Below are 20,638 nucleotides of genomic sequence, written 5' to 3'. Positions count from 1 at the left end.
TGTATGATCGGGCACTCCGCGGGTTTCTCGCGGTTCCACCTGTCTTCCGTAGGCTTGGCGGGTCCTGGCACGACGGCGTGCACCTGAGCCCTCATGCCTGACCGGTCTGCCCTCCAGGGCGGACAGGCCGCTCTGAGGTCAGCCCACCCCTGCCGGGTGGTTCGCGGGCTGGCCGGCCCCCAGAACATGACTGGTCCCAGAAAGGACGAACGATGATCACGGTACGCAGGATCATGGGCGTGGAGACCGAGTACGCCCTGGTCGATCGCGACGACCTGACCGCCGACCCCGACGGCCTCGCCCGCCGGCTCCTGTTCGCCTACGCCCGCCACGCCGCTGCCCAGGGCCAGCCGGCATCCCAGCATGTGCCGGCGGATACCGGGCGAGTCCTTCTGGAGGGCGCGGGCTGCCGCTTCGACTACTCCGGGGAGCTCCCCACCCGCGACGCCCGGGACGGGGCCGATCATGAGCTGCCCGCCGAGGCCCGCACGGAGGAGGAGGCGGGCGCCGTCCTGACGGGGACCGCCCTGACCAGCGCTGACCTGACCGGATCCGCCTCGGCCCGTCCCAGTCTGGCCGGCTCGCCCACCCGCTGGATCAGGCGGGTCAATGCCTTTGAGTCCCACTACTACCGGGGGTCGGCCAGCCACGCGGTCAACGGTGCCCGGCTGTATGTGGACCACACCCACCCCGAGTACTCCTCCCCTGAGGTCATCGGGCCCCGCCAGGCGGCCCTGTACGACATGGCCGGCGACCTGCTCATGCACCGCGCCGAGGCCGCACTGAGCCAGGAGCGGGGCTCGCGCATCCAGGTCATCAAGAACAACACCGACGGGCGCGGCTCCGCCTGGGGCGCCCACGAGAACTATGCCGTGGACCGGGAGGTGGACTGGGAGTTGCTGACCGCCGTCCTGCTCCCCTTCCTCGCCACCCGTCAGGTCATCGGCGGGTCCGGGCGGATCGGGCTGGGGCCCGAGAGCCAGGCCCCGGGCTTCCAGATCTTCCAGCGCGCCGACTACGTCGAGCAGGAGATCTCGCTCTACACCACGCGCGAGCGTCCCATCGTCAACACCCGCGACGAGGCCCATGCGGACCCGGCGCGCTGGCGGCGCCTGCACGTCATCACCTCCGACTCCTCGGTGCTGGCCGTGACCACCCTGCTGCGGATGGGCTCGATGGCGGCCCTGCTGTCCCTGGTGGAGGGCTACCCGCAGCGCGCCCGGGCGCTGGCGCAGCGATTGGCGCTGGCCGACCCGGTCGCCGCCCTGAAGGACTTCTCCCATGACCCCACTCTCCAGGCGCGCTGCCGCCTGGTGGAGGGAGGGAGCGCCTCGGCCCTGGAGATCCAGCGCGCCTTCCTCGACGAGATCCGAGTCGTGGCCGGGACGGGGGCTGATGAGGAGACCCAGGAGGTCCTGAGCCTGTGGGGCGAGGCCCTTGACGCCCTGGAGCGCGGCCCGCAGCACGCCGCCCATCTGGTGGAGTGGTGCGCCAAGCTGATGGTGCTGGAGCACCTGCGCTCGCGCTACGGCTGCGAGTGGGACGATCCGCGCCTGCGCGCTGCCGACCTGCGGTTCAGCGCCCTCGACCCAGCCGTCAGCCTGGCCGCGGCTCTGGAGCGCAACGGCACTGTGCGGCGCGTGGTGGAGGACGGCGCCGTGCGGCGAGCAGTGGAGAGCGCACCGGCTGACACCCGCGCCGGTGGCCGGGCCGCGCTGTTCGAGGCCTTCCCCGACCACGTCTGGGCGGCGGGCTGGACCTCCCTGGTCGTGGACACCGATGCCAGGAACCTGCTGCGCGTCAGCCTGCCCGATCCCGCCTACCCCACCACCGCCGACGTCGAGCGGGCGCTCGCCCAGGCCCGGGGGACCGGTGGCGGTGCCAGTCCTGATATCGCGGCCGTCCTGGGGGTGCTGGGGGTTGAGGTGCCCGAGGAGCCCACCATCTACGCCTGGGACGAGGGCTACTACGGGCAGGGCGACAGCGAGGAGGAGTGAGGGGGAGTAGGGCCGGCGTGCCGGTGGACGGCGCGTTGACCCGCTTGTTCGATTTCGGCGGGGTGGTGTGGTGATGCGGTTCATGCAACCGGGCTGTGTTCCGCCAGTGGACCCGGCCCATGGTGGCCAGCTCGAGGGCTTGGGTGGGCTTCCAGAGGCGCAGGGAGCCGATGAGCTCGGTCCTTGTAGAGCCCGTTGACTGGTTCGCTGTCTGGGCCAGGGCGCATGAATGTGAGTCGCTCACGGTAGCTTAGCGAGGCGGTAGGCGGTGGCCAGTTCATCCCAGTACGCCGGAGAGACATACTGAACTCCACAGTCGCTGTAATGGAATCAGGCCCTGTCGGCTTGGCTTCGAGCGGTGCAGGTGGAGGCCAGCGTATGCTCCAGGGACAGCAGCGCGCCAGTCCGGCAGTCCACCCAGCCCGACCACTGCTCAGACTGGATCCTCTCTTCAACGAGCTGCAGAGAGCAGGCCCTACAACTCGGGAGCGTAGGGTGTTATTCATGGGGGTTTGTTCGTGTTGTTAGTTGGTGCATCGGCCGTCTCGGGAGAGAATTGGGTTACCACACTCGATTCTCTTGGGGAGGCGGCCGATGCATTACGAGTCTACCACGGGGCTGTGCGATGAGGATATTGATGAGCTTGTCGGGCGCATCGGTGAGGTGCTCGAATCTCGGGGCCAGAGTCTATTGGGCTACTGCCTGGGGCTTAGGCAGCAGGTGGAGCTGACCTTGATTCTGGCGCGCCATAACATCTCCCAGGCCCTGGCCGCCGACATGTGCGGCATCTGCCAGCCCACCGTCTCCAGGATCTGGAGACGCATGGTGCCCCTGGCCACCCACGTGCTGGCCATGAGCGGGATCTGCCTGTCCCAGGCAGTGGCCCAGGGCAGCCTGCTGCTCGTTGATGGCACGCCGATCCCCACCGGCAACAGGCCCGCTGCCGGCAGGCAGGTCGAAAAGGCCAACTACTCGGGCAAGCACCATGCCCAGTGCCTGAATGTCCAGGTCGCCGCCACCACTGACGGCACTCTGGTGGCGGTCTCGGACCCGGTGCCCGGCTCACGCCACGACAGCGCCGCCTTGAGCCTGTGCGGCTGGGACACGATCCTCACCGGCGCCGATTGGATCGCCGATACCGCGTATACCGCTCATGGCGCACTGACCCCCATCAAGAAGACACCGGGCAGGGAACGCCTGGAATGGGAGAAAGAGTTCAACAGGGCCGTGTCATCCACGCGCGCCGCCATCGAGCACACCATCGCCACGCTGAAGAAATGGAAGATCCTATCCACCGGCTACCGCCACCGCCTGGCAGAGCTCCCCAGCATCATCACCCTGATCACCAAACTCGAACTCTACAGAACAGGCTGGTAACACCCACATGAATAACACCCGTACTACTGGGACATGCTCCGATGCACCTTGAGGAAGTAACTCGGAACGAAACCCGAACGTTTCATTCTTCGCTGGTGTGCGGCCACATCCGCGCCGACCGGCTGATGACCCACAAGCTCTACTGGTTACGGGCTGTCTCTTACCAGACCACCGACATATCGCGACCGATTATTATAAGCGATCCTCCTTAGCGACCAGCCCTGCCTCAGTCTCAGCCCAACCATAGCCTGATCCGACATCGCCAACAACCCACCTGACACAACTCTGCTGCTCCTCCAACAAGCGCTGTCGCTACGACCTCACAGCACTGTCAACTAACTCTGGCGAGAAAGCCTCACCGTGTATATGAATAGGATAGATCTCATCGCAATTTCACGCTCGCTTATTGCGACTGTCAGTTGAATTTACCTATGCAGTGAATGTTGAAATATGATGTAGTGATACAAGCCCAGCATCGCCCTCTTGAATTGGCGGCCAGAGCGGCCGTTTCAGCATTCAAAAAAAGCAGCTATGTTTGTTGGTACTGCCAAAAAACAAGTCAAGCCTAAGGTCGTTGTAGGGCGTCAGTGATCAGACTTGACTCGGATCAGCGATCCAGACTTTTTCCCGTCGTCGCAACAGACAGTCCAATTGTTGTCGCGTCATCTAGTCTCGGCGATGTGGGGCAGGGTTGACCCTGCATGCTGTGGATGTTACGGTGAAGACATGAACTCAACTACCGCATCTTCCAGACTGTTAATCCCATTAACGATCGCTACGTTTGTCGTTGGAACTGACACCTTCATCATCGCCGGACTCTTGAGTAACATTTCTAAGGATCTTGGTGTACCTCCGACTTCTGCAGCTCAATTGGTCACAGTCTTCAGTGCAGTGTTTGCCATTAGTGCGCCCGTTCTAGGTGCACTGACCGCTGGGTGGCGACGTGATACTACATTGACTTTCGGTCTGGCTGTCTTCATTGTTGGCAATATTTTAACGGCAATTGCTCCTACGTTCGCTGTTGCATTACTGTCTCGCATTGTTGCGGCTGCAGGTGCAAGTTTCATTACCCCTTCAGCGTCTGCGATTACTATCGCTACAATCCCGAAGGAGCGTCAAGGGCGGGCCCTGGCTCTTGTTATGGGTGGATTGACTACCGCGACTGCTATCGGAGTTCCGCTTGGTCTCGTGATTGGAGCTCTCAACTGGCGCTATACCCTCTGGTCGCTAGTGGTGCTTGGTACTATCTCTCTTGTTCTTATTCGTTCTAAAGTTCAGCCTGTTATGCTTCCTGCTGCCTCACTCAAAGATCGTTTACGCCCACTTTCCAACCTACGCATTCTTGCGGTTGTCGCAACAACTATCCTTGTAGTTGGTGCGAGCATGCAGCTTTTTACTTATGCACAGATTGTGTCTGGCGCGTCTGGAAAACTCCTTATTGTTTCTCTTGCTCTATTCGGTGTGTTCAATCTCATCGGTAACTTTACTGCAGGTAAGATCATCGATGTTCGCGGTCCCCTTATTTGCGTTCTAATCTGCATCATTGGACTTATCGGAAGTCTTGCAACCGCTGAATTTGGGTTCGCCGCGCACCTCACACCTCTTGTTCTTGCTATTAATGGGTTCTTTGTGGGCATGTTTACTGTCCCTCAGCAAGCACGTATTGTGAAGCTTGACCCAAACTCTGCTCCGCTTCTGCTAGGCTTGCTTTCGTCGGCAGTATATGTTGGTTTTGCTGTGGCAAGTTCAGTAGGTAAATTCATCATTGATGGCATTGGTGAGCAGTATGTAGGTTGGTTAGCGGCGACACTCCTTGTGATCCCTCTTGTCCTTACATTGACCGGGCGTAAAGCATGAGGGGCAACGGGGAGAGGCGGTCTTTGATCTCTCCAGCCCCACAGCTAGAGCCCCACGGCTAGAGTTTTTTGATCTCTTGTTAAGCAAGGTAAGGGTTTGTGTTTCACAGGAAGCAAGGAGAGTGCTGTATATTGAGCGCCAATATAGCGGTGATTTTCCCCGGTCGGTCGGGGCAACCAAAGACCCGGGATGGGCTGATGTATAGTTGAGTTAGATCCAAAGCTTTATTTGGAACGAATGGAGGTCGCAAGCGGCATACTCTAGGCTGGGATGTTTCTTTGATGTGCACTGAGGGAACAGCTTAGTAGTTTTGTCGTGCATCTGTAACTCTACCGACTATATTTGTCGTCAGCATGCTAATGTGGGAGAATCTTGCCAAGGCTGGCTTCACTCCTTGTGTCTTTGCGGGACACAGTCTCGGAGAATATTCAGCTCTTGTTGCGTCAGGAGCATTGTCCTTCGGGAAGGGGTAGAGCTCTTAGACAAGCGAGGTAGGTTTGTGGAGTCGTTGGGCTCCTCGTCAGGTAGCATGATGGCGGTTGTTGGAGCGCCATTACGCTTGCTCGAATCAACATGTGGTGTAATATCTGATTCTGGTCATGTAATTGAAATCGCCAATGACAATAGCGGCGATCAGGTCGTCCTTTCTGGAAGTGCAGACGCACTTACGGTGGAAAAGAAATATTATTTAACTCATGCTGGCATAAAGTGTATTGATCTCCGTCATTCCTGTCAGTGCCAATCTTGCAGACCTAGTGTCGTGAGTTGTTAATTCATTGGTAATAGTGGGTGAGGATTTCTTCGATCTGGTCGGCGGTCATGGTGCATGCGAAGGGTTAGGGGTGGTGTCGTAGCGTGGAAGCAACGCTCCTGATTGGTGGGGGTGTGATCGGAGGTGTTGGGGTGGGGCGGAGGAAGCTGTCCTTTGGTGATCGCTCGGAGATCGCTACGGGGACGAAGGCGGGCTGGTCGGTGCGTCGGATCGCCCGGCATCTGGGTCGGTGCCCGTCGGTGATCTCACGGGAGATCCGCCGGAACTCAACGAAGACGCGCGGGTACCAGGCTGTTGGCGCGGACGTGGCCGCGCAACGCCGCCGGGCCCGGCCCCAGCGGCGCAAGGTCGCTGCTGACCCGGTGCTCAAAGCGCGGGTGGACGCTGATCTGGCCGCGTCATGGACCCCGAACCAGATCTCGGGCCGCTTGCGTCTGGAGGCGGCAGACCCGACGGTGGAGCGTATGGCGAACTCTCCCGATGCCAAGGGCCGGACCATCTCCGGTGAGGCGATCTACCAGTACATCTACGCCCTGCCGCGCGGCGAGCTGGCCCGGCGCGGGATCATGCTGCCCTCCAAGCGGACCCGGCGCCGGCCCCGGAGCATCGGCCGTTCCCGGGGCGGTCCGATCGTCGCCATGGTGCCCTTGCCGGCGCGGCCAGGACGCTGATCAGCGCCGGGTGGCGGGGCACTGGGAAGGCGACCTGATCATCGGGAAGAATGTTGCCTCGTGCGCCGCGACCCTGGTGGAACGAGTGAGCGGGTTGGCCGGGCTACTGGCCCTGGCCTCCAAGCACGCCGAGCCCACCGCCGAGGCGGTGATCGAGTACTTCAACGAGCTACCAAAGATGATGCGAGCCTCTCTGGCCTGGGACCGGGGCAGCGAGATGGCCCAGCACGCCAGGATCACGCTGGCCACACAGATGCCGGTCTACTTCGCCGATCCCCACTCACCCTGGCAGCGACCCAGCAACGAGAACACCAACCGCCTCATCCGCGCCTACCTCCCCAAAGGCACCACCATCCCCGACCACCAGCCCTACCTGACCAGCATCGCCGAGGAGATCAACAACCGCCCCCGCCGCCGCCTGGGCTACCTCACCCCCACCGAAGCCTTCACCCGACTCCTCAACGATCAACCCCCCGTTGCTCCCACGCCTTGACACTGCCAGGGGGTGGCGGTTCCATTGCCGGGTCTAGGTGATGATGTCGTGAAGCGCCCGGGGTTTCGTTCCGTGGTCAGGACGCAACGGGCGCTGGGTCCTGCTGGTGAGTGTACTGGGCTTCGACTTCGGCCGGGGTGGTGTAGCAAAGCGCCTCATGCAACCGGGCTGTGTTCCACCAGTGGACCGGCCCATGGTGGCCAGCTCGACGGCCTGGGTGGACTGCCAGAGGCGCTGGGAGCCGATGAGCTCGGTCTTGTAAGAGTCCGTTGACTGTTCTGGGCCAGGGCGCTTGAGTGCGAGTCGCCCACGGAAGCCTGGCGAGGCGGTCACCCCAGCGGTGACCAGCGCATCCCAGTACGCCACACAGGCGTACTGAGCCCCGCGGTCGCTGTGATGAACCAGGCCCTGTCGGCTTCCAGTGGTGCCGGTGGAAGCCAGAGCATGCTCCAGGGCCAGCCCCGCCAGCGGCAGTGTGCAGGGACCCTGAGAGGGCCCACCCCACGATACGCCGGGAGCAGCAGGCATCGGTGATGAACGCGGTGCAGCACAACCCCGACAGCGTCCTGGCAACAGCGTCCTGATATAGGTGATGTCAGCGACCCACAGCTGATCAGGACGCTCTGGGCTGAACTGCCGCTGGACCAGGTCAGGGCGAGTATCGGGCTCACCGGCCCGGCCGGTGGTGACCGGCCCTGTGACCACGACGCACCCCCCGTGGCCCGGCGATGCGCATGAGCCGGGCTGTCTGATCGGCCGATCCGCCCAGCCAGCGCGGAGCATCGCCTGGCGCATCTTCCCCGCCCCGTAGACCCAGTCAGTTCTGCGCATGGATCGGCTTGATCTCAGGCAACAAGGCCTCAATTGCGCAGGGCCGGTCGAGGCGGGAGGGGACTTCGCGGCACGGTAGCCGCGGGAGGTGATGAACCCACACTCTTGTGGCACGCAGGGTGCGGCAGATGGCCTGACCCCCGGCCTGCTCACGATGCTCCTCGAGGACCGGATCACCTCCTCGTGGGCAGGTCGAGCTTTGCTGCGAAAAACGCCGAACCCCACCGCAGGATCTCGTTGGCGCGGCGCAGCTCGAGGCCCTCCCTGCGCAACCGACGCAGCCCCTACTGACTCCTCAGTAGCCGGCCCAGGGGCCCCACCGCGATCCATGTGCTGCGCTGCTTCCACCAGTTGCGCAGAGTGTGGGGCGAAATCCCGCCCGGGGCCTGGCCCACCGCGGTGCAGGCCGCCCAGCCCGAGCACTGCTCGGACTGGATTGTCTCCTCGATGAGCCCCAGGGGGCCCGGGCCTTGAACTCCGGGGTGTACTTCTGGGGCATGTTCCGATCCTCCTTGAGGAAGTAGCCCGCAACGAAACCCAAGGCGCTTCAGTGCCAGCCAACTACACCCAGGGCCTCGCGCACCGACACTGCCTGATCCTTGACATCCTGGCACAGGGCAGTCGGGCTAGTCGGGGGTCGGCGTGACAGGGGCTCCAGCCCATCAAAGTGTCACCACCAGATCCCCTCAAAGCCTCACCGATCCAGCACGATGGCTCCACAGCACCCATGCTCCCTCTGCCACTCCGCAGAAAAGTGGAGATCCTAGGGCCTGTTGTGAAAGTTGGGGGTGGTTGCGGCGTGGCGTGATGGGTGGGGTGAGGCCTCCGGGGTATCACGTGTGGTGTCAAGTCATCATGTGATCAAACCGGAGGCCTCAGATGGTGAGTGTAGATGCCTGTGCCCGCCATGACCTGACCGACGCCCAGTGGGAGCTGCTTGAGCCGCTGCTTCCGGCCCCGCCATCTCGTGGCAGGCCCCGCCGTTACGGGCTGCGGTCCATGATCGACGCCGTGCGCTGGCGCACCAGGGTCGGGGCTCCGTGGCGCGACGTGCCCGCCCGCTACGGGCCCTGGTGGAGGGCCTACGCCCTGTACCGGGCCTGGCAGGCCGACGGGACCTGGGAACGGATCGAGGCGGCCCTGGTCGCCAGGGCCGATGCCGCCGGGAAGATCGCCTGGCGGGTGTCGGTGGACTCCACCACCTGCCGGGCCCACGTGCACGCCGCCGGGGCCCGCAGGGACAGTGCCCTGCGGGTGGACGGTGAGCCCGCCGACCACGCGCTGGGGGCGTCCAGGGGCGGGTGGTCCACCAAGGTGCACGCTGCCGTGGACGCCCGGTGCGGCGTGCTGGCCCGCCTGCTCACCGCCGGCCAGGTCGGCGACTGCCCGATGATGGTCCCAGTCCTGGAGGCCATCGGGGTGGCCAGGACGGGTCCGGGCAGGCCCAGGAAGAGGCCCGAGAGGGTGCTGGCGGACAAGGCGTACTCATCACGGGCGAACCGCGCCTGGCTGGTCGCCCACCACATCCGGGCCACGATCCCCGTCAAGGCCGATCAGGCCGCCAACCGTGCGCGCCGCGGGTCGCGCGGCGGGCGCCCACCCGCCTTCGACCCCATCGCCTACAAGGACCGCAACACCGTCGAGCGCTGCTTTGGCCACCTCAAGCAGCACCGCGCCTTCGCCACCAGGTACGACAAGCTCGCCATGCGCTACCAGGCCACCACCCACATCGCCAGCATCAACCACTGGCTCAAACGACTTACATAACACGACCTAGCCGCCAACCCAATCAGCCTGCGCAAGCCAGAAGGGAAACATCCCTCCATGAAGTTGAACAGTCTTGCAACGCTGCGCCGGCTGTTGAAATGACGCAAATGGCGGCAGGGGCACGTGCGAAAGGAAGGATGAAGGAAGAAGCAACTAGTTGATCATACTTGAGTTCTGCACTATAGGGTATAGCTGAGTGATCCGCATAATGCCGCCAAAAAGAGAAGTGGAAGACAAAATTACCATAATGGTATATAACGAAAGTATAACGACTGTCGTGCACCGCTTGCTTTGGGTGCAGGGAAAATCTTAGTCTGTAGTAACAGCGGCCAGCCGCGATGACATTGGAGGTCAGACGAGGTTCTACATATGCTCAGCAACGAAAATACTCCGCATGCGTCACAACCTGAGTGATTGAGGGAGGTTCAATGGTAGTTGGGAAGACGAGTTCCGCGCAGGTGCAGAAACAGGAAGGGAATTAGCGATGAAAGTTTTCAATAGGGACTTTTTGGGGCGCACACATGGTCCGGATGGCCCATATGAAGTGAGCCGCGAAAAAATTCGCGACTATGCTATTGCAACCGGAGAAACAAACCCCATCTACTACGATGCTGCCGCGGCCCAGCATCTAGGATATGAGGACGTAATCGCACCTCCGAGTTTCATGGTGTGCCTTTTCTTTCGATATGGAGGATGGCCTTTGTATGATCCGGAATTTGGGAAGAAAAAGCAGCCAGTTTGTGTGCATCGAGCACAGAAGGTTAAGATCTATCGACAAATCATTCCTGGGGACGAACTGTGGCAAACCACGACCATCACTGACATTAGAGAAGTGTCGATTCATGATGAATTCACAATGCGACATGAGATTACCGACAATGACGGAAGACCTGTCGCCGAAGTAACCAATACCATTCTGTCTCGAAATATTGAAATCTAATCATATGACAGGAGGTTCGACAATGAGTTATGATGCAGTGCAAGTATCGGTCGGAGACGAAGTTCCGGAGCAGGAGATACGACTCCATAGAGTCGACCTGATGAGATACTGTGGAGCATGCGGTGACTTTACTGGGACACACTGGAACGAAAAGATTGCTAAAGAAGTCGGACTAACAAACGTCATATCCCATGGCACCCTTAACATCGCTACAGCTGTACGGGCAATAGCGGACTACTTTGGGCCTGCCATGGAGTTTATGGAGTATTCGGTATCGAACTTTTCAACCCCAGTCGTAGTACCGGACGACGAAAGAGGAGGGGGATTCCGAGTTTCCGGAAAAGTGGAATCGGTTGAACAAAACATGGTGACAATTCGTCTCTACGCAGCGCTTCCTGACACCGGAAAAGTCATGACCGGCGTGAGAGTGCACATGCGCATCTGTGGATAGACAGCGGGCCCGTAATAAGTAACGAATAGACCTCAGAAAGGAGTGACCAGAAATGGCACTAGAATTTCACTACAACGATTATTCCGCTAGCGATCCTAGGATGTGCCAGCAGCCAAGCGAACCGCTCATGCGAGAGATGCCAAAAGAGACGGACGTTATCATTGTAGGTGCTGGCCCTGCAGGAATGATTGCCGCTGCTCAGTTGTCCTACTTCCCTACGGTCTCAACACTTGTTGTAGAGAAAAGCCATGAGCCGCTTAAATATGGGCGTGCGGAAGGAATCCAGAAACGAACTGTAGAGACCTTTCAAGCGTTTGGATTCGCGGATCAACTTGTACAAGAATCCTATCAGATGACAGGAATGAATTTCTGGCGGCCGGACCCTGACGATGAGACAAGAATTGTGCGCGCCGCGGTCACTGAAGATGATCCAAGAAATCTCAGCGAATTTCCACATCTTATTTCGAACCAGCCAAGAGTACTTGCGTACTTCCAACAATACATGCAAAACGCGCCAAGACCCACATCTCCTTACTACGGAGTCAAATTTCTGAGGCTCGAGCATTCAGAACAAACTGATTTTCCTATCAGGGCTCATTTCGCAACTGAAGACGGCGAAGCTGAAAAGGTAGTCTATGCCAAATATCTGATAGGTGCGGACGGGGCACACTCATCAGTGCGGGCATCGATAGGCCGCGAACTCCAAGGGAATCAGGCCAATAGGGCTTGGGGAGTGCTCGCCGCTCTGGCTGACACAGACTTCCCTGACATCAGGATGAAATGTGCCATCCAGTCCAAATCCAGTGGAAGTCTCCTACTGATTCCACGAGAGGGTGGATATCTTTTCCGGATGTACGTTGATTTGGGCGATGTCACCGCAGAAAATCAGGACAGAATTAGGGCTACATCCGCTGACGAGAGCATTGCTAAAATTAATAGGATCCTAGCTCCTTATTCCATTGACGTGAAGCATGTGGCCTGGCACAGCGTCTATGAGGTGGCGCATCGAATTACCGACTCATTTGATGCTTGTGTCGGAGGGAGTAAAACACCTAACGTGTTCATTGCGGGAGACGCATGTCACACGCACTCAGCAAAAGCGGGGCAGGGAATGAACGTTTCGCTTCAAGACGGATTCAATATCGGATGGAAAATCGGGTATGTAGCATCCGGAATTGCGTCTAGTAGCATCCTAAACACCTACAACAGCGAACGTATGGAGGTTGCGCAGAATCTCATTGACTTTGATCGTGAATGGTATGGGCTTTTCGCAAAGAAAGTGGACGAGTTGCACACTCCTGAGGCACTCGAAGAGTACTACGTCAAGACAGCTGAGTTTCCCGCAGGATTCATGACAATGTACTCCCGGTCTATGCTGACGGCCAGCCAAACGCATCAATCAATCGCAACAGGGTACCCGATTGGAAAGCGGTTCAAGTCTCATGAGGTAGTAAGAGTGTGTGACATGAACACAGTTCATCTTGGACACCAGGCCACTGCGGATGGCCGCTGGCGTCTGTATGTGTTTGCTGATCGCCCTAACGGAAGGGGCCACAACGACAGGCTCGGTAAATTTGCGGATTGGCTAAGCGTTTCTTCAAGGTCGCCTTTGAACACATACAAGTCACAGACGTCCTATGACGATGATGCGCTTTTTGATGTGCACGTTGTTTACCCCCAGAATCATCGTGAACTGAACTTGCCGGACGTTCCTCAAGTATTTAAGCCTCGTGTTGGCAAGTATCGTCTGTCCAATCTCAATAAGGTGTACGCTTGCTCAACAAGTTTTGATGTGTTTAGCGAGGCTTGCGTTTCGGACGAGGGGGCCATTGTCGTAGTGAGGCCAGACCAGTATGTTGGGGCAGTTTTGCCCCTTGGTGATCCTGAGACACTAGCTGACTATCTGAAGCCAATTTTCGGCCAGGCTTCTAGTTGAAGAAGCACCCCGACTGAGTGATAGAAGGCGCTAGGGACAGCATTTTTAAGAGAAAGAACATTTCCAAGTGCAGACGCATCGCACAAAGGAGGAGTAGACCGCTAACGAAGAATAAGATTCATCCGATCATGCGCCTTCGAAAGAGGCAATCACCGACAGAGAGAGGACTGTAAGTCATGACCAAGCTAGACAGCAGCCAGCGCGCCGAACTCCACGACAAGGTGTGCGACATTCTAGAAGTCGACCCTGTTAAGGTAGCTGACGACACACTATTTGAAGATCTCGGAGCCGATTCGATGTTGGCACTTGAGATTCTTGCACTCCTGGATCGAGATTACAACCTGAACCTTGACAACAGCCTGCTCGCCGAGATGACGTGTATGAACAGTATTTATGCTATCGTAGATAAGCATGGCTGACTGCACACGATCTTTGGCTTGAGTTGAAATAATACTCGAGCCAGGAGGTAGCACACACTACAGCGGTGTGAAAGGTGAGCAGAGCAGGTGAAGTTTTGGAGTGCGACGGTCCTATTACATCCCATGCCGTGCACCTCTATATCGGCCGATGACAGTCTATGGATCTGTCGGCACACTTCATGATGCTCACTCTGGACCGCGTACTGAGAGGCCTAGGGACTGTGTAGAACTGGGGCTGTGTGTCGTAATTCCGATCCGGAGTAGATGGGCACAGAGAAAGGTTCTTTGACAGGAGGCCTCTTCGCAATCATTTAGAATACACAGTCCGAACACTACCTTTAGTTAGGCGGTCCATCTGGCTCGCGACGCCGCCGAAACCAAGGAAAGGCCAAGATGAATTCGAAAACGAGAGTTGTAGTAACCGGAATAGGTCCCGTTTCTCCGATCGGGACTGGCAAGGATGAGTATGCTGATGCGCTAATCAGCGGGTCCAGCGGTGCCTCAGAAATTAGTGCATTCTCTACAGATGGATTCGAACAGACTACCGCTTGCGAAGTAGCCAATCTGCCACGAGATCCGCAATTGGAACGCGCATCACAGTTCGCCGTGACCGCCGCCCTACTCGCAGTGGAAGACGCGCAGCTTTCTTCGGATCGGTTGAGTAGAGCGGCGACGGCAGTCTATGTTGGCACTACAGATGGAGAATCGCAGTGCCTTGATGCGATATCCGAACGTCTTTTGTCTGAAACGAAGCCGTCATGCATGGAGGCAATTCAGTCATTTCCTCTGAATCTTTCGAGAAGTGTCGTAAGTAGTCTCGGCTTAAAGGATGTCGAGTACATGACAATAGCTACCGCATGTAGCGCCGGAAACTACGCTGTGGGCGCAGGATATGACGCTATACGTTCTGGCGATGTCGAGCTTGCGATTGTTGGCGGTGCCGACGCACTATGTAGGAAGACTTTTACAGGATTCTATCGCCTTGGAACTGTCGCTCCCGAACGTTGCCAGCCGTTCGATCTTAACAGGAGAGGAATCCTTACAGCCGAAGGCGCTGGAATGATGGTGCTTGAATCTCTTGAGCATGCGGTTGCAAGAGGGGCTCACATCTACGCAGAAGTCGCGGGGTATGCGATCAACTGCGACGCTAAGCATCCTGTGGCTCCCGACGTGGAAGGGGTGAAGGCATGCATGAACAAGGCTTTGCAGCTTGCTGATATTCAGGCAGAGGAGGTTGATCTCATTTCGGCTCATGGAACTGGAACACGGTCCAATGATGTCAGTGAGTGCAACGCACTCATGAGCGTGTTTAATGGGCACTTACCTCCCGTCATTTCTATGAAATCGATGCTCGGACACACAATGGGCGCATCAAGCGCCTTGGCTGTCATCGGCTGCTTGCTTGCGATGGAAAACCAGGTGATTCCCCCAACCATCAACTTCGAGACGCCTGATCCTGAATGTCCTGTTGATTGTGTACCAAATAGGGCAAGGCAGGCACGTCTAGACGTGGTAATGAACGATGGATTGGCCTTCGGAGGAAACAACGCTGTTGTTTTGCTACGTCGTGTGAAACTTGATCGGCAATCAGCAGAATGAGATCGGAAGGTGTCATGAGTTTATCGTCGTCCGAGCCGCTCTATGTCTGGAACAGCAGTGTGGTGTCTAGGTTGGAGTGCTCTCTCAGTAGCTTGCGGAAGCTAGATAGTAGCGGGTTGCGCAGCGCAAAACAACATACGTTGTTCGATGCGCATGGCGAGCTGAATGAGCGAAGCATCCGTAATCTAGATAGGAGTAGCGCACTCCTGCTGAGTTCGGTGAAACGTCTTGGCAGTGATTGGAAGACAGGAGTTGTTCCTAAAGATCAGCTGGGAGTGATTGTCGGGACTTCGTTCGGTTCAATCTCGAGTACCGTGAACTTTACTCAAGACAGTTTTACTGAGTCCCGCCCCTATCTTGTTAATCCTGCAAAATTTCCAAACACAGTGATGAACTTTGCTGCAGCTCAGGCAGCGATCTGGAACGGCTTGAAGGGACCCAATGCGACTATTGCCGGAGGTGCTGGATCACTTTTCGTAGCAGCAACCTACGGGCAGCGGCTGATGCGCTCCGGTCAGGCTTCTGGTCTTGTTGTCGGAGTTTCTGAGGAATCGTCTCCTGAGCGTGATACGATAGAGTCCGCCGCAAGAGAACAGCACACAGAAATTATTGAGGGCGCCGCTAGTTTCTTGGTTACCCATAAGCCGAATGTTTTTGATCAATCGCGGCCACAGGCCGAGTTGCGTCTTTGGCGTCCCGTGCAAGCGGCTCGCCTGTCTGACTTGCAGTATTCGGTAGAGCGTTGGTTTAGGGACATCTCTTTGTCTCAGACGTCGGTTGGCGAACCCGCAGTGGTGACTGCGGTTGGTGAATCGGAGTTGTGTGATGCCGTCCTTGGTCACGTCGGAGTCGAGTTCGGCTCGAAACGGACCGTTAAGCTAGGCTGGGAGGGGTGCAGCTTAGGCGCTTGGGGTGGCGGCTTGGCGCTGTCTTTGGCGCTAGACAATCTGGCCGCGGACGAACCATGGCTTATAATCACTACCGACGAACTGCATCAGACCGTGACGGCTGCGCTGGTGTCTCCCGCCTGACGTCGATCATAGCCGTATGACAAGAGCTGCAGCGCAGGACATGAAGCAAGCAAGCGAAAGGAGGACTTAACAATGTCAATTGTAGCTGCTAATATTGCGTCGGAAGAACGGACAGGGAGATCAAAGCGCTACAGAGCGCAATTTAGTCCATCCCACGAGCTGTTTCGAGGCCACTACCCTGGCAATCCTATTGTGCCTGGAAACTTTATTCTTGCCACCTTCCTAGACGCATGTAGACATGGCGCTGCGGAAGCAGGAGCTACAAGCTGTCGAAGAATCAGATTTAGGAGAAGAATATCTCCAGGAGACAGTTTTGTGGTCGTTGTCGACGACAATGCGGGCGGCTGGACACATTGTGAAGCATTGCTGGATGGGAACATTGCCGCAAGCGCAGATATAACGCTTGGCAGCACGTATCGTCCTGAAGGATACGATCGGGTGGACCTATCCATGGTGTCCGCACATGAGGAGAACCTGGATAAGGAATTGGTCAGTAAGGTGAGACATAGGCATCCAATGCTGTTTGTAGAGAACGCTCCCAGCGATTCGGATCCTTACACCGTGAGCTATCGTTTCGGTCAATGTAGTCGCGAGAACTCACATCACGCCGTGCCCGTGCCCCTCCTCCTCGAATCGGCAGCTCAGAGTGCTATCCTGGTCCTTTCTGATCAGCCTTTCAGCTTTGGATTGCTCGCAGGGATTGAGCGCATAGATATTCTGTCAGAGATTCCCGAACAGTCAGTTGTCGAGTTTCGATTTCGGTCAACTCGCCATATTGGGAGGGCGGTTATCACCGACGTAGATGTATTTTCCAACAGCAGAAAGTGTGTGAAGGTGTCCCGGATGTTGATTGCCATAGATAGCATCGGAGGGTAATATGAAGCAAGCAGAAAGCCAAGGGCCTGTAGCGGTTGTCACCGGTGGCTCGAGAGGAATCGGGCGCGCTATTGTTCGTCATTTGTCTAATGTCGGATATAGCGGCGGATTTTGCTACCAGTCCGACACTGCAAGTGCTGATTCTACTCTGCAAGAGATTGGCGGCGACAGTTGGATTAGTCGCCAGGTAGATGTCAGGAACGCGGACAAGGTGAAGGCATTCGTCGACGAGGTCGCGCATAGGTACGGTCGGTTGGATCTAGCGGTACACTCGGCAGGCATTGTAGGCGATGCGCTCCTTCCAGCCATGTCTCCCGAGCTGTGGGAAAGCGTGGTACAAACCAATCTGACGGGTGCGTTCAATTTGTGTCGCGCAAGTAGTACGCAGATGATGCGGTCGAAAAGCGGGTCTATCGTCCTAGTAGGGTCCATAGTTGGTCGGGATGGCAACATCGGTCAGGCCAACTACAGCGCGTCGAAGGCAGGTCTGATCGGGCTCTGTAAGTCAGCTGCTGTGGAGCTAGCTAGATGGCAGATTAGGGTTAACGTTGTTGCGCCTGGGTTTATTGTTACTGACATGACAGAAGAACTGGTGGAACACAAGAAAGCCAGCTTTCTTGATCGAGTTCCGCTTAGAAGATTCGGACAGCCTGAGGACATAGCGAAGGCGGTGTTGTTTTTAGGAAGTTCGGCAAGCAGCTACATTACTCGGCAGACCATCTATGTAGACGGAGGAATGTTGGTATGATTGAGAAAGATGTCGTTTGGTACGCTTCAATACGAAGCCCATATTCTTGGCTTGCGTTAGAGCGTGCTGCACAAGACGGATGCAGCAGGCTGCTCGACGTGTCTACAATGAGAATGTTCTTTGAGCCTCAGAAGGGCACTCAAGAGCGCCTTGAAGCGGACGGTGTCAGATTTCACTATACACCTATGAGCAAGGCTAAGCACCTCTATATTCTTAGGGATGTTCGTCGGCTTGCTTTGAAGCACGGCATCGAGCGAATTACATGGCCGATCGACACAGCAGTCAATTGGGAGATAAGCACGGTGCTTTGCCAACAGGTGCTTGATGAAGATCAGAAGATGGGCAAGCGTCTGGTTATGGCCATCAGTCGGGCAAGGTGGACTAAGGGTCTCGACGTGGGTAGTGAATCGGAGTTGATGAGCGTGCTGGAGAGCGTTGGATCGCACCCTAGAGCTACGGATAGTACTCGGCACAATGTGCTCGACATGGTTGCGACACGGATGGACAAAGACGGTGTGTTTGGAGTTCCATTATTCAAGGTCGGACGCGAACCTTTTTGGGGCTATGACAGGCTGGATGACGCTGAGGCGTGCTACAGAGAACGGTGTCAGGAGGCCCAGCCACGATCGCTTGGTGACAGATCAACTGAACCGACTTCTCACGACGTATCTGCTGAAGGGCATGCTGGAGGATGCGGATAGAGAGTAGTACTATAGTTCAGCAACAACCATGAATCGGAGCAGCACAATGAAGATTCTTCTCATCGACAATTATGATTCCTACACCTACAATCTGTACCAGGTTCTTGCACGTTTTGGAGATGTGCAGGTGCTTAAAAACGATGATGACAGTCTGAGAGTCATGAATTTTAGCATGTTTCATGCGGTGGTCGTGTCGCCAGGTCCTGGCAATCCTGCTAACCTTGGAGATTTTGGTTATGCGTCCACTGTGTACAGCCTTCCCGAGCTCCCAGTGCTCGGAGTATGCCTTGGCCATCAGGGACTCGCTGTCGCTGCGCAGGGAAGGGTCGTAGAGGCTCCTGAGCCGCTCCATGGGTTTGTAGGAGGTATGGTGCACTATGGTGACCCGCTCTTCGCGGGTGTACCGCGTCGTTTTTCGGCTGTTAGATACCACTCTTTGTCAGTTAGCGAACCGGTCTCCGATGACATGAAGGTGATAGCACGGTCTGAAAGCGATGGACTGGTGATGGGCCTGCGACACCGTCGGCGTCCTCACTGGGGGGTTCAGTTTCATCCTGAGTCTGTTGCAACGACCTATGGCGAACAGATTATTGCTAATTTTTTAAATCTGGCGCTGGATTGGCTCGTTGATCATGGGAAGGTGGATAGTAAATTTCGTGACGATGAGTTAGTTCGCTACGCTAACGTATTACAGCTCTCTAGCAACGCGGATGGCGTTAAGCTGGCGGAGTTCTTTGACTGTATGTATGGAAATTGGGTTTGGCTAGATTGTGCCCGCGTTTCGAATGCGAACGCCAAATACTCATATTTTGTGCCTGCAGGAGTCTTGAGAAACGACCTAGTTCGTTATGATTCTGCTGAAGCCGATGTACTGACGATCGAGCGCGACGGATTGGTGAGAGAGAGGCTGCATACTGATGTATTTGGTTATTTAAAGAGCAAGTTGCGGCAGCCGAAGATTAGCAACATGAGTGCTATTCCCGGAACATTCAAAGGTGGCTACGTGGGGTATTTCGGTTATGAGATGAAGGCCAAGTGTGGCCTTAATGCATTTCACTCAGCATCGACTCCGGATTCTATCTGGGTGAAGAGCCTTAATTATGTGGTGTTGGATCACGTCGAAGACCGTGCCTACGCTGTCGAGATCGGCGACAGCGCAGACGGAGCAAGTTGGCCTGAGCAACTGCGTGACAGCTTTCAGGAGTGGAGCAGTAGGCTCGGGAAAGACAACACTGCGTCTGAGAGCGGAAGCACGACCGTTTCATGTTCTTCCGAGCTTCCCGATGACAATTTTGTTCGCAAGCTAGCACGGTCAAGAGATGACTATGTCGAGCAAATCTCAAAGATTAAGTCTGAACTCCACAAGGGGAACACCTATGAAGTATGCCTGACTAATATTCTTCATGCAGGCTATGATGATGATGCGAGTTTGCGGAAGTACTTTGAGCTCCGCGCCTCGAACCCAGCTCCGTATGCAGCGTTCCTTAAACTCGGCGGGCTTACGGTTTACTGCAGCTCGCCTGAGTGTTTTCTAACCGTGAGTTCCGACGGCGTGGTTAGAAGTCGTCCCATTAAAGGAACAGCTCCTCGTAGCCTTGACCCAGCTACCGACTCTAAGCGAAGAGAAGCGTTGGCAGCGGATAGAAAGACTGTTGCCGAGAATCTTATGATCGTCGATTTGGTGCGTAACGATCTGGGTCGCGTGTGTAAACCTGGCTCGGTTACGGTTCCCGACTATATGATGGTCGAGTCGTACGAGACAGTCCATCAGTTGGTGTCTACTATTCGCGGAGATATTCGTGACGATCGCGACACGATCGACGCCATCCAGGCAAGTTTTCCGCCTGGCTCGATGACAGGGGCACCAAAGGTGCGAACAACAGACATTATTGATCGCCTAGAGACTTCTGCTCGGGGGATTTACTCTGGTAGCATAGGTTACCTCTCGTACGATGGGGCGGCAGACCTGAACGTTGTTATTAGAACGGCAGTCGCCTACGATGATGAGATCGGGATAGGATCTGGAGGTGCGATTGTTCTTGACTCTGATCCGGACGAAGAGTATCGAGAGATGTTGTTGAAGGCCAAGGCACTGGTGAGAGTGTTCTTATAATCGACAATGCAGCCTGGTCGGCCGCATACGGCATTTACCGCACTGTGAAGCGACATCAA

The 20,638-nt window shown here is 56.8% G+C and carries 16 protein-coding genes and 3 pseudogenes; 18 read left to right on the top strand and 1 reads right to left on the bottom strand.

Annotation, left to right across the window (positions count from 1 at the left end; all coding sequences use genetic code 11):
* The first annotated feature begins 212 nt into the window (after positions 1-212).
* From EL266_RS12270 to EL266_RS13770, 7 genes and pseudogenes are all read left to right on the top strand, one after another.
* Positions 213-1,997, top strand: a complete 1,785-nt coding sequence (locus tag EL266_RS12270) for a proteasome accessory factor PafA2 family protein (protein ID WP_026426577.1) — start codon at positions 213-215, stop codon at positions 1,995-1,997.
* Between the two features lie 594 nt (positions 1,998-2,591).
* Complete coding sequence (locus EL266_RS12265) at positions 2,592-3,374, top strand: transposase family protein (protein ID WP_126412370.1); 783 nt, start codon at positions 2,592-2,594, stop codon at positions 3,372-3,374.
* Positions 3,375-4,100: 726 nt separating this feature from the next.
* Entirely contained in the window at positions 4,101-5,231 is a 1,131-nt protein-coding gene (locus EL266_RS12260; RefSeq protein ID WP_084500940.1) for an MFS transporter, read from the top strand.
* 332 nt (positions 5,232-5,563) lie between these two features.
* Positions 5,564-5,704: pseudogene (locus tag EL266_RS14105) on the top strand (acyltransferase domain-containing protein); the annotation flags it as partial.
* 382 nt (positions 5,705-6,086) lie between these two features.
* Positions 6,087-6,209, top strand: a pseudogene (locus EL266_RS13995) (hypothetical protein); the annotation flags it as partial.
* Positions 6,210-6,308: 99 nt separating this feature from the next.
* On the top strand, positions 6,309-6,674 hold the full coding sequence (locus tag EL266_RS13775) for a hypothetical protein (RefSeq protein WP_232012176.1): 366 nt from the start codon (positions 6,309-6,311) through the stop codon (positions 6,672-6,674).
* A gap of 10 nt (positions 6,675-6,684) precedes the next feature.
* Positions 6,685-7,167 carry an IS30 family transposase gene (locus EL266_RS13770; protein WP_232012036.1) on the top strand — a complete coding sequence of 161 codons (483 nt, stop codon included), beginning with the start codon at positions 6,685-6,687 and terminating at the stop codon, positions 7,165-7,167.
* 76 nt (positions 7,168-7,243) lie between these two features.
* Here the strand turns inward: EL266_RS13770 and EL266_RS14100 are convergent.
* A pseudogene (locus tag EL266_RS14100) lies at positions 7,244-8,497 on the bottom strand (IS3 family transposase).
* A gap of 380 nt (positions 8,498-8,877) precedes the next feature.
* Here EL266_RS14100 and EL266_RS12245 point away from each other — a divergent pair.
* The 11 genes from EL266_RS12245 (at position 8,878) to pabB (ending at position 20,579) form a co-directional block, all read left to right on the top strand.
* Positions 8,878-9,765, top strand: a complete 888-nt coding sequence (locus tag EL266_RS12245; protein ID WP_026427344.1) for an IS5 family transposase — start codon at positions 8,878-8,880, stop codon at positions 9,763-9,765.
* A gap of 484 nt (positions 9,766-10,249) precedes the next feature.
* Positions 10,250-10,705: an FAS1-like dehydratase domain-containing protein gene (locus tag EL266_RS12240; RefSeq protein ID WP_084500908.1), complete on the top strand. Its 456-nt coding sequence runs from the start codon at positions 10,250-10,252 to the stop codon at positions 10,703-10,705.
* A 22-nt stretch (positions 10,706-10,727) separates the two neighbouring features.
* Positions 10,728-11,156 carry a MaoC/PaaZ C-terminal domain-containing protein gene (locus tag EL266_RS12235; RefSeq protein ID WP_169719962.1) on the top strand — a complete coding sequence of 143 codons (429 nt, stop codon included), beginning with the start codon at positions 10,728-10,730 and terminating at the stop codon, positions 11,154-11,156.
* 52 nt (positions 11,157-11,208) lie between these two features.
* Positions 11,209-13,092, top strand: coding sequence for an FAD-dependent monooxygenase (locus EL266_RS12230; RefSeq protein WP_084500915.1), 1,884 nt, complete (start codon positions 11,209-11,211; stop codon positions 13,090-13,092).
* 176 nt (positions 13,093-13,268) lie between these two features.
* A complete protein-coding gene (locus EL266_RS12225) occupies positions 13,269-13,511 on the top strand; it encodes an acyl carrier protein (protein WP_026427345.1) in 243 nt (80 codons plus the stop codon).
* A 393-nt stretch (positions 13,512-13,904) separates the two neighbouring features.
* The gene (locus tag EL266_RS12220; protein ID WP_034515109.1) at positions 13,905-15,110 is read left to right on the top strand and encodes a beta-ketoacyl-[acyl-carrier-protein] synthase family protein; all 1,206 of its coding nucleotides are present in this window, start codon (positions 13,905-13,907) and stop codon (positions 15,108-15,110) included.
* Between the two features lie 116 nt (positions 15,111-15,226).
* Complete coding sequence (locus tag EL266_RS12215; protein ID WP_169719963.1) at positions 15,227-16,141, top strand: beta-ketoacyl synthase N-terminal-like domain-containing protein; 915 nt, start codon at positions 15,227-15,229, stop codon at positions 16,139-16,141.
* Positions 16,142-16,456: 315 nt separating this feature from the next.
* Entirely contained in the window at positions 16,457-17,017 is a 561-nt protein-coding gene (locus EL266_RS12210; protein ID WP_126412368.1) for a hypothetical protein, read from the top strand.
* A 1-nt stretch (position 17,018) separates the two neighbouring features.
* A complete protein-coding gene (locus tag EL266_RS12205; RefSeq protein ID WP_051281308.1) occupies positions 17,019-17,765 on the top strand; it encodes an SDR family oxidoreductase in 747 nt (248 codons plus the stop codon).
* Positions 17,762-18,466: a DsbA family protein gene (locus tag EL266_RS12200; protein ID WP_084500914.1), complete on the top strand. Its 705-nt coding sequence runs from the start codon at positions 17,762-17,764 to the stop codon at positions 18,464-18,466. Before EL266_RS12205 ends, EL266_RS12200 begins: the two co-directional genes overlap by 4 nt.
* Positions 18,467-18,512: 46 nt before the next feature.
* On the top strand, positions 18,513-20,579 hold the full coding sequence (pabB, locus tag EL266_RS12195; RefSeq protein WP_034515110.1) for an aminodeoxychorismate synthase component I: 2,067 nt from the start codon (positions 18,513-18,515) through the stop codon (positions 20,577-20,579).
* Positions 20,580-20,638: the final 59 nt, after the last annotated feature.

The organism is Actinomyces slackii (genome assembly GCF_900637295.1).
In the GTDB taxonomy this organism is placed as follows: Bacteria; Actinomycetota; Actinomycetes; order Actinomycetales; family Actinomycetaceae; genus Actinomyces; species Actinomyces slackii.
This window is presented reverse-complemented; position numbering and strand designations above follow the sequence as displayed.